18 protein-coding genes are annotated in these 19,487 nt (G+C 69.3%); 4 read left to right on the top strand and 14 right to left on the bottom strand.

The annotated features are described in order from the left end of the window. Both AOZ49_RS14365 and AOZ49_RS14360 read right to left on the bottom strand, forming a co-directional pair. Positions 1 to 1,075 (bottom strand): malic enzyme-like NAD(P)-binding protein (locus AOZ49_RS14365; protein WP_304439434.1); only part of this gene is annotated, 1,075 nt, incomplete at its 3' end. Between the two features lie 142 nt (positions 1,076 to 1,217). Continuing rightward, entirely contained in the window at positions 1,218 to 2,108 is an 891-nt protein-coding gene (locus AOZ49_RS14360) for a hypothetical protein (protein ID WP_054476034.1), read from the bottom strand. A gap of 46 nt (positions 2,109 to 2,154) precedes the next feature. On the opposite strand from AOZ49_RS14360, the gene AOZ49_RS14355 reads away from it, so the two are divergent. Next, positions 2,155 to 3,315 carry a pyridoxal phosphate-dependent aminotransferase gene (locus tag AOZ49_RS14355; RefSeq protein ID WP_054476031.1) on the top strand — a complete coding sequence of 387 codons (1,161 nt, stop codon included), beginning with the start codon at positions 2,155 to 2,157 and terminating at the stop codon, positions 3,313 to 3,315. Positions 3,316 to 3,676: 361 nt separating this feature from the next. After that, positions 3,677 to 4,786 (top strand): fimbrial protein, encoded by a 1,110-nt coding sequence (locus tag AOZ49_RS14350; RefSeq protein WP_082380455.1) that lies wholly within the window; start codon positions 3,677 to 3,679, stop codon positions 4,784 to 4,786. Positions 4,787 to 4,853: 67 nt separating this feature from the next. On the opposite strand, the gene AOZ49_RS14345 is transcribed toward AOZ49_RS14350, so the two are convergent. Further along, a complete protein-coding gene (locus AOZ49_RS14345) occupies positions 4,854 to 5,672 on the bottom strand; it encodes a lytic transglycosylase domain-containing protein (protein ID WP_006390870.1) in 819 nt (272 codons plus the stop codon). Between the two features lie 82 nt (positions 5,673 to 5,754). On the opposite strand from AOZ49_RS14345, the gene ubiD reads away from it, so the two are divergent. Then, positions 5,755 to 7,299, top strand: coding sequence for a 4-hydroxy-3-polyprenylbenzoate decarboxylase (gene ubiD / locus AOZ49_RS14340; RefSeq protein WP_054428544.1), 1,545 nt, complete (start codon positions 5,755 to 5,757; stop codon positions 7,297 to 7,299). 78 nt (positions 7,300 to 7,377) lie between these two features. Here the strand turns inward: ubiD and AOZ49_RS14335 are convergent, their stop codons facing one another. The 8 genes from AOZ49_RS14335 to AOZ49_RS14295 form a co-directional block, all read right to left on the bottom strand. Next, complete coding sequence (locus AOZ49_RS14335; protein ID WP_054476027.1) at positions 7,378 to 8,070, bottom strand: hypothetical protein; 693 nt, start codon at positions 8,068 to 8,070, stop codon at positions 7,378 to 7,380. Positions 8,071 to 8,731: 661 nt separating this feature from the next. Then, a complete protein-coding gene (locus tag AOZ49_RS14325) occupies positions 8,732 to 9,088 on the bottom strand; it encodes a hypothetical protein (protein WP_054476023.1) in 357 nt (118 codons plus the stop codon). 3 nt (positions 9,089 to 9,091) lie between these two features. Next, positions 9,092 to 9,505 carry a phage holin family protein gene (locus AOZ49_RS14320; protein ID WP_054428547.1) on the bottom strand — a complete coding sequence of 138 codons (414 nt, stop codon included), beginning with the start codon at positions 9,503 to 9,505 and terminating at the stop codon, positions 9,092 to 9,094. A 68-nt stretch (positions 9,506 to 9,573) separates the two neighbouring features. After that, positions 9,574 to 9,891 (bottom strand): ElaB/YgaM/YqjD family protein, encoded by a 318-nt coding sequence (locus AOZ49_RS14315; protein WP_054428548.1) that lies wholly within the window; start codon positions 9,889 to 9,891, stop codon positions 9,574 to 9,576. An 82-nt stretch (positions 9,892 to 9,973) separates the two neighbouring features. After that, complete coding sequence (locus AOZ49_RS14310; protein WP_054428549.1) at positions 9,974 to 10,699, bottom strand: hypothetical protein; 726 nt, start codon at positions 10,697 to 10,699, stop codon at positions 9,974 to 9,976. A 156-nt stretch (positions 10,700 to 10,855) separates the two neighbouring features. Continuing rightward, entirely contained in the window at positions 10,856 to 11,716 is an 861-nt protein-coding gene (locus AOZ49_RS14305; protein WP_054476020.1) for an ABC transporter ATP-binding protein, read from the bottom strand. 4 nt (positions 11,717 to 11,720) lie between these two features. Then, positions 11,721 to 12,593, bottom strand: a complete 873-nt coding sequence (gene ntrB / locus AOZ49_RS14300; protein WP_054476019.1) for a nitrate ABC transporter permease — start codon at positions 12,591 to 12,593, stop codon at positions 11,721 to 11,723. A gap of 28 nt (positions 12,594 to 12,621) precedes the next feature. Continuing rightward, complete coding sequence (locus AOZ49_RS14295) at positions 12,622 to 13,896, bottom strand: CmpA/NrtA family ABC transporter substrate-binding protein (RefSeq protein ID WP_054429214.1); 1,275 nt, start codon at positions 13,894 to 13,896, stop codon at positions 12,622 to 12,624. 628 nt (positions 13,897 to 14,524) lie between these two features. Between AOZ49_RS14295 and cysG the strand changes: the two genes are divergently transcribed. Then, on the top strand, positions 14,525 to 15,940 hold the full coding sequence (gene cysG, locus AOZ49_RS14290) for a siroheme synthase CysG (protein ID WP_054476016.1): 1,416 nt from the start codon (positions 14,525 to 14,527) through the stop codon (positions 15,938 to 15,940). A 70-nt stretch (positions 15,941 to 16,010) separates the two neighbouring features. Here the strand turns inward: cysG and upp are convergent, their stop codons facing one another. The 3 genes from upp to AOZ49_RS14275 form a co-directional block, all read right to left on the bottom strand. Then, positions 16,011 to 16,649, bottom strand: coding sequence for a uracil phosphoribosyltransferase (gene upp / locus AOZ49_RS14285; protein ID WP_054428553.1), 639 nt, complete (start codon positions 16,647 to 16,649; stop codon positions 16,011 to 16,013). A gap of 122 nt (positions 16,650 to 16,771) precedes the next feature. Then, positions 16,772 to 18,220: a D-alanyl-D-alanine carboxypeptidase/D-alanyl-D-alanine endopeptidase gene (gene dacB / locus AOZ49_RS14280; RefSeq protein WP_054476015.1), complete on the bottom strand. Its 1,449-nt coding sequence runs from the start codon at positions 18,218 to 18,220 to the stop codon at positions 16,772 to 16,774. Positions 18,221 to 18,334: 114 nt separating this feature from the next. Then, on the bottom strand, positions 18,335 to 19,486 hold the full coding sequence (locus AOZ49_RS14275; RefSeq protein WP_054476013.1) for an ABC transporter substrate-binding protein: 1,152 nt from the start codon (positions 19,484 to 19,486) through the stop codon (positions 18,335 to 18,337). Position 19,487: the final 1 nt, after the last annotated feature.

The following is a 19,487-nucleotide window of genomic DNA, read 5'->3' as shown; positions in this document are numbered from 1 at the left end:
TCTGTTCTTCCTCGGCCAGCGCGGCGATGGCATACACCGCGGCCTTTTCCATCTCGCGCGTGATGGTCGTCGCGCCCACGTCCAGCGCGCCGCGGAAGATGTACGGGAAGCACAACACGTTGTTGACCTGGTTCGGGTAGTCCGAACGGCCGGTCGCCATCACCACGTCGTCGCGCACCGAATGGGCCAGCTCGGGCAGGATCTCCGGCGTCGGGTTGGCCAGCGCCAGGATCAGCGGGCGCGGGCCCATCTTGGCGACCATCTCGGGCTTGAGCACGCCGCCGGCCGACAGGCCCAGGAACACATCCGCGCCCTCGATCACCTCGGCCAGCTTGCGGGCGTCGGTCTTCTGCATGAAGCGCGCCTTGTCCGGGTCCATCAGCACGGTGCGGCCTTCGTAGACCACGCCCTCGATGTCGGTGACCCAGATGTTTTCCAGCGGCAGGCCCAGGTCCACCATCAGATCCAGGCAGGCCAGCGCGGCCGCGCCGGCGCCGGACGTCACGACCTTGACCTTGTCGATGTCCTTGCCCGCCACCTTCAGGCCATTGATGAAGGCCGCCGACACACAGATCGCGGTGCCGTGCTGGTCATCGTGGAAGACGGGGATCTTCATGCGCTCGCGCAGCTTGCGCTCGACGGTGAAGCATTCCGGCGCCTTGATGTCTTCGAGGTTGATGCCGCCGAAGGTGGCTTCCAGGCCGGCGATGATCTCGACCAGCTTGTCCGGATCGGTTTCGTTGATCTCGATGTCGAACACGTCCAGGCCGGCGAACTTCTTGAACAGCACCGCCTTGCCTTCCATCACCGGCTTGGAGGCCAGCGCGCCGATATTGCCCAGGCCCAGCACCGCGGTGCCGTTGGTGATCACGCCGACCAGGTTGCCGCGCGCGGTGTAGCGGAACACATTGGCCGGGTCCGCCACGATTTCCTCACAGGCCGCCGCCACGCCGGGCGAGTACGCCAGGGCCAGGTCGCGTTGGTTGGTGAGCTGCTTGGTCGGCGTGACCGAGATCTTGCCGGGGCGGCCGTGCTCGTGATATTCAAGGGCGGCTTTGCGGAGGTTGGCATCCATAGGGGCGGCTACTGGCTAGAGTGAGGAACACGAAAGGGGGCAATTCTATTCCGATGGCGAACCGCGCGAAACGTTCCCTGCGCGGCCCCCCGGGACGCGCCGCCCCGGCCAGGCCGCGGGCGCCGCCCATCTTACCCCCGGCTTACAAACTGTCGCTATTCGGCGGCGGCGTGAATTCGGGAAAACGCCCATACGGGTCGAACAGCGCCTTGATGCGCGGCGCCAGGGCGCCGGCCTGCGGCGCGGGGGCGGCCCCGGCATCGGCGACGGGCGGACTGTCCGCCAGCGTCACCCCCTGCACCCAGGCCAGCGTGCCGCCCTGCCCCAGCATCAGATGCGCCAGGTTGACCGTCGCCGGCGCCCGTGGCGCCAGGGCGTCGAGCCGATAGCGCGCCAGCCAGGACTCCCCGGCGCGGCAGGCGGCGGCCAGATCCCCGTTCACCAGCTGGAACAGCGCCGGCACCAGCCGCTGCACTGTCGCCGACCGCAACGGCTGCAGGTCATCGGCGCCGAACGGTCCCAGGGTTTCCTCGACGCCGTCCGCCAGCAGCAGATCCACGGCCAGCACGCCCGACGCCGCGCAGTCCCCCGCCGGCCAGGCTGCCGGCGCGGCCAGCCATTGGGCCAGGGTCATGGCGCCGGGCAGCCCGTCGAATTGCCGCAGCCCCGCCTGCGCCAGCGCCGCCAGCGGCACGCCGGGCTGGGCGCGCCAGCGCGGCGCCGCCCCGGCCAGCCGCGCCAGGCCCGCCAGGCGACCGGGATCGACCCGCAGCAGCGGGCCGTCGACCGGCGTGAACGGCCCATCGGCATCGTCCAGCGCCAGTGTCACGCCGTATTCGGCGCACAGCGCGCGCGCATGCGTCACATCGCCCTCGCGCGCCGGCGTCAACACCGCGCGCGGCCCCTCGCCCGCCGTCGCGCCCAGGTCGCGCAGCGTCCCCTGGCACAACAGCCCCAGCCGTTGCAGGAAGGTGGCCCAGGGCGTCTGGGCGGGCCGCCGGCCCAGGAGGAAAGCGCGCCGTGATGGCTGCATGACTACAATTCCCTTTATTCCGCTTCAAGTAGCCTTCGAGAGTCCGATGCCCCGCCTTGCCGCCCGTACCAACGAATTCCTGACCTTCCAGGTCGTCGAGCTGTTCAAGCAGGCGCAGGCGCTGCAGGCGGCGGGCAAGGACATCATCAGCCTGGGCATCGGCGAACCGGACTTTACCGCGCCGCCCCAGGTCGTGGAAGCGCTGCAGCGCGCGGCCCAGGCCGGCCAGAGCGGCTACAGCGCCCCCGCCGGCCTGATGCCGCTGCGCGAGGCGATCGCCCAGTTCTACCACGACCAGTTCGGCGCCACGATCAACCCGCGGCGCGTCATCGTCACGGCCGGCGCCTCGGGCGCCCTGACCCTGGCCTGCGCCGCCCTGGTCAACCCCGGCGGCGAAGTCCTGATGCCGGACCCGTCCTACCCCGCCAACAGCAACTTCGTGCTGGCCGCCGGCGGCCGGCCGCGCCTGATCCCCAGCTCCGCCGCCAAGCGTTTCCAGCTGTCGGCCGAGGACGTGGCGCAGCAGTGGACCGACGCCACCCAGGGCGTGCTGGTGGCCTCGCCCAGCAACCCCACCGGCACCTCCATCGACCACGGCGAACTGTCCAGGCTGCTGGCCGAGGTGCGCGCCCGCCACGGCTTCGCCATCGTCGACGAGATCTACCTGGGCCTGTCCTATGAAGGCCAGCCGCGCTCGGCGCTGACGCTGGACGACGACATCATCGTCATCAACAGCTTCTCGAAGTATTTCCACATGACCGGCTGGCGCCTGGGCTGGATGATCGTGCCCGAGGACATGGCCGCCCCGGTCGAGAAGATCGCCGGCAGCCTGGCCATCTGCGCCCCCACGCTGGCGCAGCATGCCGCCCTGGCCTGCTTCACGCCCGACGCCCTGCGCACCTTTGAACACCGCCGCGAAGCCTTCAAGCAGCGCCGCGACTACCTGCTGCCCGAGTTCGAACGCCTGGGCCTGAAGGTGCCGGTCAAGCCGGACGGCGCTTTCTACATCTACGCCGACATCAGCGACTTCGGCACAGACAGCGCCAGCTTCTCGCAACGCCTGCTGCTGGAAGCCGGCATCGCCGCCGTGCCCGGCCTGGACTTCGGCCCCGCCCATGGCCACCACACCATGCGCTTTTCCTACGCCACCGGCCTGGACCGGCTGGAAGAAGCCGTGGCCCGCCTGGGCAGGCTGCTGGGCCGCTGAGGCGCGCCCGTCGGCCCGGCCGCCTCGGACCGGGCCGCCATATCGGCGCGGGCGCCTGCCACGGGCGGGACGCGCCGATACACTGGTCGGGCGGCCGCGCGCCGGCCCGCCTTTCCGTCTGACGAAACCTTAACGTTCAGATAATCCTTGCCATGCAAAATCGCCGGGCGGAACGGGTCCTTCCCGTTCCTCGCGCCCAGGCGCGCCGCCTGGCCATGGCCCCGCCTCGCCCTCCCGCCAGCGCCGTCCGGACGCAATAGCCAAGCCTATGGCGGCGCGGCCATTGCCGGCCCGGGCCACCTATATTTTCCGGGGCGGCGACCGGCGCCGGGCCGCCTTTCCCTTTTTCAAGAGTCAATACATGTTCAAGCGGAACACGACAAGGATCCGCCGCCCGCGGCGTGGCGCGCTGGCGGCGGCGGGATGGCTCATCGCCTGCCTGCTGCCGCTGCCGGCCCATGCGGTCGGGCCGGGGTGCCAGCTCGACCCGACGCGGGCCGGCAACTACATCGAAAACAAAGGGATACAGGCCGCGCCCGGACAATTCGCGCCAGCGCTACTGTCGCTGGACAAGTCCAATCCGCCAGGCACGGTCGTCTATGACGCCCCTCTGCCGCCCGTGCCATGGGTGTGCGTCAGCGACACAGCAGCAACCAGGAAGCCGTTCCTGGTGTCGGGCGCAAACTTGGCGCCGGTCATAAACGAGTTGCGCAAGGCCGGGCTGAAACTCGTCATTCAGATCAATGGCTATCCGGACTGGGTACCGACGGGCAACACGACGGACGACAGATTCCCCTTGAGCAACGAGAGCTACGCCCCCAAGTCCGCCACGGACAGTACGTTGACGGCAAACGGGTTGCTGCTCGGCAGGCTGCGGCTGGTCACCGTCACGCCTCCGACCAGACCCGTCAGGGCCTACTTCCCCGCGTACACCGACCTCGTCAGGATGCACTACGGATTCATCCACACCAATCACATCGAAATCGGTTCGAACAACGCCACGGCCATCAGCCTCATCCCGACCTGCATCGCGAAGATCTCGACGCCGGGTTCGGTCTACCTGGGCCGGGCGTACAGCGCGGGCAATCTTCCCCTGCCCAAGCCGCAGCAGTTCACCATCGTCGCGGATTTCGACACGGCCTGCGATGGCGGTTTCAACGTCCTCGACCTGGGCAGCATGGTGGTTCCCCTGCGGATCAAATTCGAACCCGAGGGCAACACCGCGCTGACGTCCCTGGGCCAGGGCATAGAACTGAAAAACACCGATGGGGCGCCAAATGGCCTCGCGCTGAAGATCAAGCAAAGCGGCGTCACGCCGATCACTTTCAACGCCTGGCATGACAGCGAATCGTTGACCACCAGCCTGCGCCCCAGGAATCTGTATTACTCGGCGGAACTGGAGAAGACGGGAACAACGCTGGTGCCGGGGGCATTCAGCCAGCAGGTCACCATCCTGGTGACGTTTCACTGAGGGCGGCGCCGGCGCTAGCCGGCGCGCCGAGCGGCCAGCGGCCGCCACCTCAGGCCACGGGCCAGGGTCAATCCCGGGCCAGCGCGATGCCCGAGGCCAACGCCAGGCGGCGGCGCTCGGCCTGCACCTTGGCGCCGTAGCCGTTGTCGTCCGGCCCGGTCGAGCCGACGTAGCAGGCCAGGCCGCCATCGACCGAGCCGCGCCGGTTGATGCAGTCCCTCAGGATCGTCGCCCCGACGGCGATGTTGGCGCCGGGGTCCAGCGGGTTCTTGCCGACGGCATCGAACTTGTCCTGGTGCACGCTGGTCATCACCTGCATCAGGCCCTGCGCGCCGACGTGGCTCTCGGCCAGCGGGTTGTAGCGCGACTCGATGGCGATCACGGCCAGCAGCAGGAGCGGATCCAGCTGCTTCTCGCGGCCCACCTTGTACACGGTGTTCAGGAGCGGGCCGGTCGCGTCATAGGCGACCTTGTACTTGCGCGAAATGTAGTTGCGCAAGGCTTCGGCCTGCGGGCCGGTGGCGACCATGGCAGGCTTCTTGGGCGTCGCGGGCGCGGCGCGGGCAGGCCCCAGCATGCCGGTCGCATTGCTGGACGGCGCGGTGGGCACGGCCATGGCGATCGCCGACGAAGTATCGACGCCGAATTCGGACCCGGCTTCGGATTCGACGCCGGTCTGCATGGATGAAGGCGCGAGGGCGGTCAACAAGGCTTTGTGCACTTGCAATGCCTGGTCGCGCAAACCAGGCAGGGCGAATCCCATGCTTACCGTCACGATCACCGCGATGCCCAGGTAGACGGAGCAGATGCGCAGCGATTCAGCAAGATATTGGTGCACTCCTTGGGCCATGTTCCTGAACAGGCTGGCCACTGACGCATCGGGCATAAAACCTCCTGCGTGGAAAAAGAGGGAGTCAATGTTAACCTCTCTTTCTCCCCAAGATGTAACCAAATAGCCGGGATCTGTAGTGAAATACCGCGACCTTAGAGACTTCCTCGCTCAACTCGAACGCATGGGCGAGCTCAAACGCATCGCCGCGCCGGTCTCGACGCGCCTGGAAATGACCGAGATTTCCGACCGCGTGCTGCGCGCCGAGGGCCCCGCCCTGCTGTTCGAAAAAGCCCGGCACGACGGCAAGCCGGCCGAGATGCCGGTGCTGGCCAACCTGTTCGGCACGCCCTCGCGGGTGGCCCGCGGCATGGGCGCCGACGACGTCAGCGCGCTGCGCGACATCGGCGAGCTGCTGGCCTCGCTGCGCGAACCCGAAGCGCCCAAGGGCTTTCGCGACGCGCTGGCCAAGGTGTCGATGCTGAAGTCGGCCCTGTGGGACATGAGCCCCAAGAACGTCAAGAGTCCGGCCTGCCAGGAGATCGTCTGGGAAGGCAAGGACGTGGACCTGACGCGTCTGCCGATCCAGACCTGCTGGCCCGGCGACGTGGCGCCGCTCTTGACCTGGGGCCTGGTGATCACGCGCGGCCCTAACGCCCGCCGCCAGAACCTGGGCATCTACCGCCAGCAGTTGCTGGGGCCGAACAAGCTCATCATGCGCTGGCTGTCGCACCGCGGCGGCGCGCTCGATTTCCGCGACCACGCGCTGGCCCATCCGGGCACGCCCTTCCCCATCGCCGTGGCGCTGGGCGCCGACCCGGCCACCACGCTGGGCGCGGTCACGCCGGTGCCGGACAGCCTGTCCGAATACCAGTTCGCCGGCCTGCTGCGCGGCTCGCGCACCGAGGTGGCGCAGGCGCTGGGCAGCAACCTGTCGGTGCCGGCCTGGGCCGAGATCGTGCTGGAAGGCCACCTGCTGCCGTCGTCGGATCCACGCGCCATCGCCCCCGTGGTGCCGGACGGCGTCAACCCGCCGCCCAACAGCGACTACGAGATGGCGCTGGAAGGCCCCTACGGCGACCACACGGGCTACTACAACGAGCAGGACTGGTTCCCGGTGTTCACGGTCGAGCGCATCACCATGCGCCGCAATCCGATCTATCACTCCACCTACACCGGCAAGCCGCCCGACGAGCCCGCCGTGCTGGGCGTGGCGCTCAATGAGGTGTTCGTGCCGCTGCTGCGGCGCCAGTTGCCGGAAATCGTCGACTTCTACCTGCCGCCCGAGGGCTGCAGCTACCGCCTGGCGGTGGTGTCGATCCGCAAGCAGTATGCCGGCCACGCCAAGCGCGTCATGTTCGGGCTGTGGAGCATCCTGCGCCAGTTCATGTACACCAAGTTCATCGTGGTGGTGGACGAGGACATCAATCCGCGCGACTGGAAGGAAGTGGTGTGGGCCATGACCACGCGCATGGATCCGGTGCGCGACACGTTGCTGGTCGAAAACACCCCCATCGACTACCTCGACTTCGCCTCGCCGGTGTCCGGACTGGGCGGCAAGATGGGCCTGGACGCCACCAACAAATGGCCCGGCGAGACCCAGCGCGAATGGGGCACGCCCATCACCATGGACGCCGACGTCAAGAAGCGGGTGGACGACATCTGGGGGCAGCTGGGGCTGTAGGGCGCAGGGGCCGGTCGCCGGCCGCGACGGCCGGCCGCGGCGCGCCGGCAACCGCGCGGCGCGCTGCCCTCACGCCTGTCAACCGGACACGCCGGTCTCCATCCGCCGAGGCCGCTTCGCCCGGGGCCGCTCGATGCCCGGCGTGGCAACGGCGGGCGCCTGCAGATACGGAATCGCATCGTCGCGGCGCAGCGCCACGCAGCCGGCGCCGCGCGCCTGGCCAGGCAATGTGCGGGCCTGCTGGCACAACAGCAACACCCCGCCCAGCGCGAACCGCTGGTAGCCGCGCACGGCCTGCGCGCCCTTGACCGACACAGGCGGCAGGCCGGCGGCGCTGGCCGCCGCGGCCGCTTCGGGCTTGACCAACAGGTACATCATCGGCCCGGTCTGGTACACCCCCATCGGCTTGAGCACCCACTGCACCAGGCTGCCGTACTGGCCGGCGAGCAACACCACCACGCCGAACACGACGATGGTCCACACGGTCATCTTGCCACGGCGGCTCGCCTGGGCCGGCGTGGACAACAGCGCCAGCACGGGCAGGAAGCTCAATGCGAAGGTCAAGGCCAGCACGAGCGCCAGGGTGAAGACAAAACCAAGCGCGTCGGCCAGCGGCTCCAGCAACGCCACGAGGACCAGGAACGGCGCCAGGCTGGTCAGCATCAGCGCCGCTCCCAGCCCCGCGGCGCAGGCCAGCCAACGGCCAAAGCCGGCTTGCGCCTCCCACTCGCGCCGCAAAGGCTTGCGCGCAAGCACCGCGGCCAGCAGCATGCCCCCCCAGGCACAGGACGCCGCCCGCCAACAGATAGCCCCCGATGCCGGCGCCCGGCATCCAGCGCTCGATCGCGTCGATCCGGCCGCGCGCGCCGGCAAGCACCGCCAGCCAACCCAGCATCGTCATCGCCGCCAGGCGGGCCGTCGCGGAGAAACGCGCGCCCCGCGCCGCGCGATCGGCCAGCGTGTCGCGCAGGCCGCCAAAGAAGATCAGCGCCGGCGACACGATGAACAGCGTGGGCAGCAGGCAGCCCAGCACGCCGGCGGCCAGCAGCACGCCCAGTCCGCTCCACGACACCACCGCATCCAGGAACAGGCTTTCCCAGCCCGCATCGCGCAGATACAGCCAGATGCCCAGGCCCGGCACCACCAGCCACAGCGGCAGCAGCTTCCAGACGATGTCCAGCACATCCCGGCAGATCGCCAGACGCCCGCCCAGTCCCGGCGCGGCGGCCGCGTCGGCGGCAGACGTCCGCCGGAAAGGCCGCGGCCACGGACGAAGGGGGGGCTGCATGCTGGGGGTGCGAGACATGTCCAAACCTATATGAGAATTGGACGCATTTTATTTCAAATTTAAGGGACGGAAAGAAGCGGCGCGGCAAAAAGAAACCCCGCCGGTCGGGCGGGGTCGTGGGCGCGGCCGGATGGCGCAATGGCGTCAGCGCGCGTCGTCGCCCTGGCGCGCATCGCGCCACAGCTTGAACAACTGCCAGCCCACCAGCGCGCCGCCGGCCAGCTTGAGCAGTTTCGACTTGCCGCCGCCCCGCATGAACATGGCCGACAGCGACGAACTGATGAGGGGATAGCGCCGCGCCAGGCCGATGGCCTGCATGGCCCAGCGCGACGCGCCGCCGGACGCCAGGCCCGGCAGGAAGCTCTTGAGCAGCGCGGCCGGCTCGAGCTTGCGCCCGGCCGACACGATGCCCTGCGCCAGCGACTCGCGCTCGATCGCGGCGCGGGCGCGCAGCAGTTCGATGCGCACGGCGCGATCGACGGCGGGAGACCGTTTCGTCATGGTTCAGTCCTCCTCGCGCCGGCGCGCCCGGTCGTCATCGTCCTGCGCGTCGCGCACGCGTTCGAGCAATTCGGCATCGCGGCCGAGCTCTTCCAGCGTGGCCGCGAACGGCGCCGGTCCGTAGACCAGGCCGTGGCGCACCACCAGCAGCAGCGCCACGCCGACCACCAGATAGAAGGCCGCCAGCAGGCCCAATGCCAGATAGCGGTCTTCGGTCGGCCAGAACGCCACCGCGACCGTGATGGTGAACACCAGCACCGCCAGCGTCAGGAACAGCAGGGCGGCGAACGCCATGCCCAGCAGTTTGAGCAGGCGCGCCTTCTCGCCCGCCGCTTCCAGCGCCAGCAGTTCGAGGCGCGTGCGCGCCAGCCCGACCAGGCTGGACGCCACGCCAAAAACAGATTTGCGTAGACCCATGGCAAAAAGGACACCGGGCGGGGGACGCGGCGAAACGCCGGCGCCGCCCGCCCGGAGGTCCTGCCCTGTCAGCGGCGGCTGATCAGCAAGCCGAGCAGCAGGCCGGTCACGCCTGCGATGCCGATGGCTTGCCAGGGATTGTCGTGCACGTAGTCATCGGTGGCGCGCGCCGCCTTGCGACCGCGTTCGAGCACCGCGTCCTGGGCTTCGTACAGGGCTTCGCGGGTGCGCTTGAGCGAGGTCATGGCGCGTTCGCGCAATTCGGCGGCCTTGTCGCCCGTGCTGCTGGCGGCTTCGCGCAGCAGGCTTTCAGCGTCGTTCAGGCTGGTCTTGACACTGTCGATGAGTTTTTCTTTTGCGACGTCTTCGGATTTTCTCGTGGCCATGTTTTGAGCTCCTGTGTGTGTCTATGACGAAACCATCATACCAGCCGCCCCGCGACGGGCCCGGCCGGCTTGCTACCGTGTGCTACTTGATTTGCGTAATCTCAACGGCGGATTTCACGCCGCCCTGGTCGATATCCTGCTTCATGACCAGATTGACCGCCGGGCAGTACCAGTCGGTGACGGTGGTGTTCATGCCGGGGATCGGAATGGTCAGCCCCTGGAAGGTGGCCATGGTGGGATCGGAATTGCGCGTGTACGTGACCGGATGGCAGGACTGCTGGCCCAGCGCGGTGCCGATGCTGGCGGCGCGGCCGACGGTCTTCTCGCCGATGCGCACCGTGGTGCTGGGCTGGCCGCCGACCGGCGCTTCCTTGCCGATCTTCAGGCGGAACGACGAGCCCGGCAGCTTCTGCCCGGGGTTGAGCTTGCCGTCGTAGGCGAACAGGCCCAGCATGCGCAGGTCGAACTGGCCCTCGGACGGCTGCGGCGCCTCGCCGGCGTTGGCGTACTTGAGGAAGGTGGCCTGGCCGCCCTTGACGGTCATCAGGTAGTCGAGCTTGGACTTGCCCGGCGGCAGGCCCGCGTAGCTGAAGCGGGCCACGCCCTGCACGCGGGCGCGGCAGTTGTCGCCATTGCTTTTCGTAACCTCGGTGAAGGCCAGGTCGGCGCCCAGCGCGATGTTGCCCGAACCGGTCAGTTGCACCGCGCCGCCCTCGTGCATGAACTTCGCATCGCAGACACCGGCCTGCGCCACGCCAGCCGCGCCCAGCGCGCCGGTCACCAAAACCAGGGATGCCAATTTTCGCAATGCCACAAGCCACTCCAGAAATCCAGGACACGCCGGCGCTGCGCGCGCACGGCTGGCTTGATACTACACCGGTTGGCAAAACGCACGCATGACGGAACGTGTCAGGCGCAAGGCGGGCGCGTGGCCGCGCCGGCCCATGGGCATCGGGTTCCCGCGTCAGGCCACGGCGCGCGCCCCCGCCGCCGGCTCGTCCTCGGCATCGGGCACCGCCGCCAACGCCACCGGGGTCCGCTCGGGGTTGCCGTGGCGCCGGTGCAGGAAATCCACCACCGCCGCGCGGCACGACAGGTAGACCGGATCGTTGGCCAGCCGCACCCGGTCGCGCGGCCGCGCCAGCGGCACCGGCAGGATCTCGCCGATGGTCGCGGCCGGCCCGTTGGTCAGCATGACGATGCGGTCGGACAGCAGCACGGCCTCGTCCACGTCGTGCGTGACCATGATGGTGGTGGTGCGGGTCTTGGCGACGATCTTGAGCAGCTCGTCCCGCAGGTGCGCGCGGGTCAGCGCGTCGAGCGCGCCGAACGGTTCGTCCATCAACAGCACGCCCGGCTCGATCGCCAGCGCGCGGGCGATGCCGACGCGCTGCTTCATGCCGCCGGAGATCTCGCGCGGCAGCTTGTTCTGCGCCGGCAGCAGGCCCACCAGGTCGAGCGCGGCGCGGGTGCGCTCGGCCAGCTGGGCGCGCTTCTCGGTGGCGCCGAAGACGCGCTCGACCGCCAGGTGCACGTTCTGGAAGCAGGTCAGCCAGGGCAGCAGCGAATGGTTCTGGAACACCACCGCGCGGTCCGGCCCGGGGCCGGTGATTTCGCGCTCGGCGCACAGCAGCACGCCGCTGGTCGGGCGGGTCAGGCCCGCGATCAGGTTCAGCAGGGTCGATTTGCCGCAGCCGGAATGGCCGATCAGGGTGATGAACTCGCCCTGCTCCACCGTCAGGTCGATGTCGCGCAGCGCCACGAAGGCGCCCTTGCGGGTGGCGAAGGTCTGGCCCACGCGTTCGATGCGTACGAATTTCTTCATGGCGCTACTCCTCGGTGTAGGTGAAGCGGCGGGCCAGCGCGACCAGCAGCGTTTCCAGGATCAGCCCGACAATGCCGATCACGAAAATGGCGATGACGATGTGCTCGACCTTGAGGTTGTTCCACTCGTCCCACAGCCAGAAGCCGATGCCGGTGCCGCCGGTCAGCATCTCGGCCGCGACGATCACCAGCCAGGCGGTGCCGATCGACAACCGCACGCCGGTCAGCATGTAGGGCAGCACGGCCGGCAGCAGCACCTTGGTGGTGACCTTCCATTCCGACAGGTTCAGCACCCGCGCCACGTTCAGGTAATCCTGCGGCACGCGCGACACGCCGACCGCCGTGTTGATGATCATGGGCCAGATCGAACAGATGAAGATCGCCCAGATCGCGGCCGGATTGGCGGCCTTGAACAGCAGCAGGCCGAGCGGCAGCCAGGCCAGCGGCGACACCGGCCGCAGCAGGCTGACGATGGGCGAGAACATCGCCCGCACCGGCGCGTAGCGGCCGATGGCGAAGCCCACCGGAATGCCGACCAGCGCCGCCAGGCCAAAGCCGATGCCGACCCGCTGCAGCGAGGCCAGCAGGTTCCAGCCGATGCCCTTGTCGTTGGGGCCGTTGTCGTAGAACGGGTCCGAGAACAGTTCCACCGCCGCGCGCCAGGTCACGCCCGGCGTGGGAATCTCGGGGATGCGCATGGCCACCACCTGCCAGACCAGCACGAACAACGCGAAGCCGGCCACCGGGCCCACCACCGCGCGCAGCGCCGCTTCCAGGCGCTCGCGCCAGGCGTCGGCCCAGGGGGCCGCCCGCGGCGCCGGCGCGGCGGCGGGCGCGGCCACGGGCGCCGCCCGCTCCATACTCGTTACGGTAGACATCGCGATTCTCTCCTGTGCAAAGGGGCGCTCAGGCCTTGACCTTGAAACCGTCGGCATAGGCCGTCGGGTTGCTGCCATCCCAAACGACGCCGTCGATCAGGGTGGAGCTGCGCATCTCGCCGGCGGGCAAGGCAATGCCGGCGGCCTGCGCGGCCTGCTTGTAGACATCGATGCGGTTGACCTGGCGCGCCACGGCCAGATAGTCGGGATGCTCCTTGAGCAGGCCCCAGCGCTTGTGCTGGGTGAGGAACCACATGCCGTCGCTCAGGTACGGGAAGTTGGCCGCGCCGTCGCCCGAAAAACGCATCGCGTGCGCGTCGCTCCAGCGCTTGCCCAGGCCATCGTCGTACTGGCCCAGCATGCGGTCGACGATGCCGCTGGCGTCGGTGTTGACGTAGGACTTTGCGGCGATGGTCTCGGCCGTCTTGCGGCGGTTCTCGGGCGAGGCGTCGATCCATTTGCCCGCTTCCAGGATGGCGGCGGTGACGGCGCGCGCGGTGTTCGGATTGCGCGCCACGAAATCGGCGCTGGTGCCCAGCACTTTTTCGGGATGGTCGGTCCAGATGGCCTGGGTGGTCACCGAGGTGAAGCCGATCTTGTCGAGGATGGCGCGCGCGCCCCACGGTTCGCCCACGCAGAAGCCGTCCATGTTGCCCACGCGCATGTTGGCCACCATCTGCGGCGGCGGCACGGTGATGACCTTGGCGTCCTTCATCGGGTCGATGCCGTAGGCGGCCAGCCAGTAGTACAGCCACATGGCGTGGGTGCCGGTCGGGAAGGTCTGGGCGAAGGTGTATTCGCGCTTCTCTGACGCCATCACCTTGGCGAGCGATTCGCCATCGCGGGCGCCGGCCTGCAGCAGCTTGTTCGACAGGGTGATGGCCTGGCCATTCTGGTTCAGGTTCATCAGCACGGCCATGTCCTTCTTCGGCCCGCCCACGCCCAGCTGCACGCCGTAGATCAGGCCGTACAGCACGTGGGCCATCTCCAGCTCGCCGTTGAGCAGCTTGTCGCGCACGGCGGCCCAGGAGGCTTCCTTGGACGGCGTGATGGTGACGCCGTACTTCTTGTCGATGCCCAGCACCGAGGCCATGACCACCGAGGCGCAGTCGGTCAGCGGAATGAAGCCAATCTTCACCTCGGTCTTTTCGGGGGCGTCGCTGCCCGCGGCCCAGGCGCCGGCGCGCACCAGCGGGTCGACCAGCGACAGCAGGCCGGCGCCGGCCACGGCGCGCGCGGTGCCGGCCAGCCACTTGCGGCGGCTGGCGTCGGTGGTCGAATCCGGACCCGTGGCGGCGGGCAGGCGGGGTTTCACTGGCGTCATACGAGGCTCCTGGCAAAAAAAACGTCCCGCGCGCCGATCGGGAACAACCCGTTGGCGCTGCGGAACGTCGTTGTTCCCTGCCGCGGATCGCGGCGCTTGGCGTGGACGGACCGCGCGCGGCCCGTCCATCAACGGTTAAGCAATCGGCGTGCCAAGCGTCCTGGCGCGCCCGTCACGGTCGCCGCGCACCCGCGCGCCCACTGCGTTTGCGGCGATCCGCGAGGCCGTGCGCGGCCGCGCCGGAAACCGCGCCCGAAGATGGCCGGCGCGCCGCGCGATCCAACTTGGTGCGTAAACGAATGCGGCGACGCACCATCGATGTGCGGGCGGTTCCCGCGGCCTCGAATCCGGCGCCCTGCCCGCCCCCCGCCGCTCCCGCGGCCGGGCGTCCCCGCCCTCGCGGGCGCTGCCCGATGCGCTTATTTCCTGGCTTGGCCGGCGCCTGCACGCGGGCATGGAACTTGCATGAGTTGAGCCGGCGCAACCCGCGGGCGGGCCGCGCCAAATAAGTTGTGGCTATATGGATTCAAGAAATCAGAAGTTGTGGGGATGAAACCCGATCCCTATGATCGTTTGACCTTCTGCCGGGTGCGCCCGAGGCTGCGTGATGAAGCTTTTCCCGATATTTGCCGATCTGAAAGACCGGCCCGTGCTGGTCGTGGGCGGCGGCGCGGTGGCCGAGCGCAAGACGCTCGCCCTGCTCGAAGCCCATGCCGATGTCGCCGTTGGCGCGCCCGAGCTGACGCCGGCGCTGGCGGAGCTGCTGGCGGCGGGCCGCATCCGCCACCTGGCGGGCCGCTTCGACCCCGCCTGGCTTGATGGCGCGTGGCTGGCGGTGGCCGCCACCGATGACCGCGGCGTCAACGCGGCGGTCTCCGACGCCGCGCGGGCTCGCCGCATCTTCAGCAACGTAGTGGACGATCCTGAACTGTCGTCGTTCCAGGTGCCGTCCATCGTCGACCGCTCGCCGGTCATCGTCGCCATTTCCTCGTCGGGCGTGGCGCCGGTGCTGGCGCGGCGCCTGCGCGAACGCATCGAATCCCTGTTCGACCACAGCCTGGGCCGCCTGGCCGGCCTGGCCGAACGCTACCGCCAGCGCATCCGCGCCGGCCACCCCGACCTGGGCGCGCGGCGCCGCTTCTATGACTGGCTGCTGGACGGCCCCGTGGCCGGCCTGCTGCGCCAGCAGCGCCCGCAGGACGCTGAAGCCGCGCTGCAAGCCGCCCTGGCCCAGCCGCTGGCGCCGGCCGAGGGCAGCGTGGTGCTGGTCGGCGCCGGCCCCGGCGATCCCGGCCTGCTGACGCTGAAGGCGCTGCGCGCGCTGAACGAGGCCGACGTGATCCTGTACGACCGGCTGGTCAGCGACGACATCATGTCGCTGGCGCGCCGCGACGCCGAACGCATCTCGGTGGGCAAACTGCCGGGCGAGGACCATCACGCGACCCAGGCGCGCATCCACGCCCTGCTGGTCGAGCACGCCCGCCTGGGCCGCCGCGTGGTGCGGCTCAAGGGCGGCGACGCCTTCATCTTCGGCCGCGGCGGCGAGGAACTGGAACACCTGCGCGCGCACGGCGTGCGCTATGAGGTGGTGCCCGGCATCACCGCGGCGCTGGCCTGTGCGGCCTATGCCGGCATTCCGCTGACGCACCGCGAGCACGCGCAATCGGTGCGCCTGGTGACGGCGCACTGCCGCGAGGACGAGGACAACCTGGATTGGCCGGCGCTGGCGCGCGAACGCCAGACGCTGGCGTTCTACATGGGCGTGGGCCAGCTGGAGCTGCTGACGCAGCGGCTGATCCGCCATGGCCGCGCCGCCACGACGCCGTTCGCATTGATCGAGAACGGCAGCCGGCCCGAGCAGCGGGTGCTGTCGGGCACGCTGGAGGACCTGCCGCGTCTGGCGCGGGCGCACGCCATCCGCTCGCCCGCCCTGCTGATCGTGGGCGAGGTGGCGGGACTGGCGCAATCATTGCATTGGTTCGGCGAGCACCTGGAAGGCGCGCCGCAAAGACTGGCGGCGTAGCGCCCGCCCGGCGCGGCCGCTGGCGGCCGATGCCGGCGGGCCCGGGCCACGCCGCCCGGGGCGGAAGACCTCAGTCGGTCTTCTGGGTGGTGCCGAAGATGCGGTCGCCCGCGTCGCCCAGGCCCGGCATGATGTAGCCATGCTCGTTCAGGCCGTCGTCGATGGACGCGGTGTAGATATGGACGTCCGGGTGCTTGGCCAGCACCGCGTCGATGCCGACCGGCGCGGCCACCAGCACCAGCGCGCGGATTTCCTTGCAGCCGGCGCGCTTGAGCAGGTCGATGGCGGCGACCATGGAGCCGCCGGTGGCCAGCATCGGATCGACGATCAGCGCCAGGCGCTGGTCCAGCTCGCCCACCAGGCGTTCCAGGTAGGTGTGGGCCTCCAGGGTCTCTTCGTTGCGGGCCACGCCCACCACGCTGACCTTGGCGCCCGGGATCAGGCTGAGCACGCCGTCCAGCATGCCGATGCCGGCGCGCAGGATGGGCACCACGGTGACCTTCTTGCCGGCGATCTTCTCGACCTGCACGGCGCCACACCAGCCTTCGACGGTGGCGGGAGCCAGCGGCAGGTCCTTGGACGCTTCGTACGTGAGCAGCGCGCCCACTTCCTGCGACAGTTCACGGAAGCTCTTGGTGCTGAGGTCGGCGCGACGCATGATCCCGAGCTTGTGGCGGATCAGCGGATGGCGGATTTCGTGCACGGGCATGTGCGTAAATCTCCAGAATATTGATAGACAGGGTTGTTCGCCTCAGGCGCCGCCGGAAATACGGCGCGCGCCCGAGAATCGTAATCGGTTTGCCGGGTGGATGCAGGGGGCCGCGTCAACCTTTATTGTTCGGCCAGCCAGGCGATCAGGGCGTCGTCGAAGGCCCGCACGGCGCCGGCCTGCTCGTGGTTGACGATGCTGACCACCACATAGCGCTTGCCGCTGGCGCCCAGCACGTAACCGGCGATCGAGCGCACGTCGCGCAACGACCCGGTTTTCAGGTGGGCCATGCCGAGCGTGCCGTCGCCTTTCATGCGGCGGCGCACCGTGCCATCGACCCCGGCGATCGCGAGGGATGAAATGTACTCCGGCATGACGGGGGAATTCCAGGCCACGGTCAGCATCGACGCCAGGCTGTCGGCCGACACCCGGGCGTCGCGCGACAGGCCGGCGCCGTTGTCGATCACCAGCTCGGGCATGTCCAGGCCCTGCTTGGCCAGCAGGCCCTTTGCCACGGCGCCGCTGCTGGCCACGGTGGCCGGCCGGCGGCCCTTTTCCGCGCCCAGGGTCAGCAGCAGCGTGCGCGCCATGACGTTGTTGCTGCGCTTGTTGATCTGGCGGATCACCTCGGCCAGCGTGGGCGAGTCGTGCGAGGCCAGCACCACGGCGTCGCCCGGCACCATGCCGGAACGCACCTGGCCCTTGAACGTGCCGCCCAGTTCCTTCCACAGCAGGCGGAACAGCTCGGTGGCGTAGTCGGTCTGCGACAGCGCCAGCCGGTACAGGTCGAATTCGCCGCAGGAGCCGGCCACCTTGCCGCTGACGCGCAGGGTGATGCCCTGCTGGGTGATGACCGGGTCGGTGTTGACCACGGGCGCGCCCGGACAACGCGCGTCGCTCCATTCGACCCGGCCCTCGATCTTCAGGCCGGGCAACGGCGGGTCGATCAGCGGCACCCACTTGTTGGCGGCGGAGTCGGGGGTGAACAGGATGCGCACCGCGCCAAAGCCCACCATCAGCGCGTCGGGGCTGGCGTTGTAGGCACGGTCGGGGGCGCCGTCGAAGGCGCCGGGGTCGGTGGCGACCTGGCCGAAGATGCTGCGGTCGATCACCAGGTCATTGATCTGCTTGACGCCGCGCAGGCGCAGTTCGCGCAGCAGCACCCACAGGTCCTGCATCAGGAATTGCGGATCGCCGCCGGCGCGCAGGTAGAGCGGCCCCGACAGCACGCCCTTGGCGTCGGGCCGGGCGCCCGGCTCGGTCATGAAGGCGGTGCGCCAGACGTAGTTGGGGCCCAGCTCGGACAGCGCCGCCCAGGTGGTGACCAGCTTCATCACCGACGCCGGGTTGCGCGCTTCCTTGGCGTTCAGCGTCGCCAGGCGCGGACCGCCGACTTCCTGCACCACCAGCGACAGCGAACTGTCCGGCAGCTTGCTGGCCTTCCAGGCGTTGACCACGCTCGGGGGCAGGCCCTGCACCTGGGCGCAGGCCGTGCCGGCCGCCAGGGCCAGCAGTCCGCCGGCCAGCCATTGCCGCGGCCCGCCCACACGCTTTTTCCCTAGTCCCGTCATGCCCTGTCCACCCGGTTGCTCGTGCTGCAAAACCGTGAGCATACAAAACCTGGGACGGTTACGGGCGGCCGCGCCCGCCGAAAGCGCGCGCCGGCCGCCCTCGCCGGGGGGCGGCTACTGCAGTTTCCACTTGCCGCCGGCCACGGTGGCCATGACCAGCGCGCGCTCGTCCAGGCCGTTGTGGTCGGTCGGGCTCATGTTGACCACGCCGGTGGCGGTCGGCAGGTTCTTGACGCTCTCCAGGGCGTCGCGCAGGGCCGCGCGGAATTCCGGGGTGCCGGGCTTGGCCTGCTTGAGCGCCACCGGCACGGCCTGCTGCAGCAGCAGGCCGATGTCCCAGGTGTAGGCGGCGAACAGCGACACGCTGCCCGGGCCGTTGGCGGCCTCGTACTTCCTGGCGAACGCCTGGGCCGTGGCCTTGACCGGGTGGGCGTCCGGCAGCAGGTCGGCCACCATCACCGGCCCCACCGGCACCCAGGCGCCGTCGCAGGCCGGGCCGCAGACGCGCAGGAAGTCGTTGTTGGCCACGCCGTGGTTGAAGTAGATCTTGCCCTTGAAGCCGCGTTCGCGCAGCGCCCGCGCCGGCATCGCCGCTGGCGTGCCGGAGGCGCCCACCACCACGGCGTCGGGGGCGGCGCCGACCAGCTTCAGCGTCTGCGCCACCGCCGAGGTGTCGGTGGGCGCGAAGCTTTCCTTGCCGACGATCTCGATGCCGTGCTGCTTGGCGGCCTTTTCCACTTCCACCCAGAAGGTTTCGCCCAGGGCGTTATTGAAACCGATGAAGGCCAGCTTCTTGACGCCGTTGGCGGCGGCGTGGCGGGCGATGCCCTCGGCCATCAGGGAGTCGGAGTGCGGCGTCTTGAAGACCCAGCGGCGCTTGTCGTCCACCGGGTCGATCAGGCGCGCCGACGAGGCTAGCGTGATGACCGGGGTGGCGCCGCTGGCCACGGTGTCCAGCATGGCCATGGTGTTGGGGGTAGTGGTCGAACCGATGATGAGGTCGACCTGGTTTTCCGAGATCAGCTTGTGCGAATTGCTGACCGCGCGGGTGGTGTCGGAGGCGTCGTCCAGCACCACGTATTCGACCTTGGCGCCGCCGATCTCGGTGGGCAGGAGGCTGATGGTGTTGCGTTCGGGAATGCCCAGCGAGGCCTGGGGACCGGTGGTGGACAGGGTGGCGCCGATCTTCACCTGCGCCAGCGCGGGCGCGGCGCCCGCGACCAGCAGGGCCGCCAGCGCGGCCGTCAAAGTGCTACGAGGGGTCATG

Source organism: Achromobacter sp. 2789STDY5608615 (assembly GCF_001298995.1).
GTDB classification, from domain to species: domain Bacteria; phylum Pseudomonadota; class Gammaproteobacteria; order Burkholderiales; family Burkholderiaceae_B; genus Achromobacter; species Achromobacter insuavis.
Note: the sequence above shows the minus strand (reverse complement) of the source record. Positions and strands in the feature narration are given on the sequence as shown.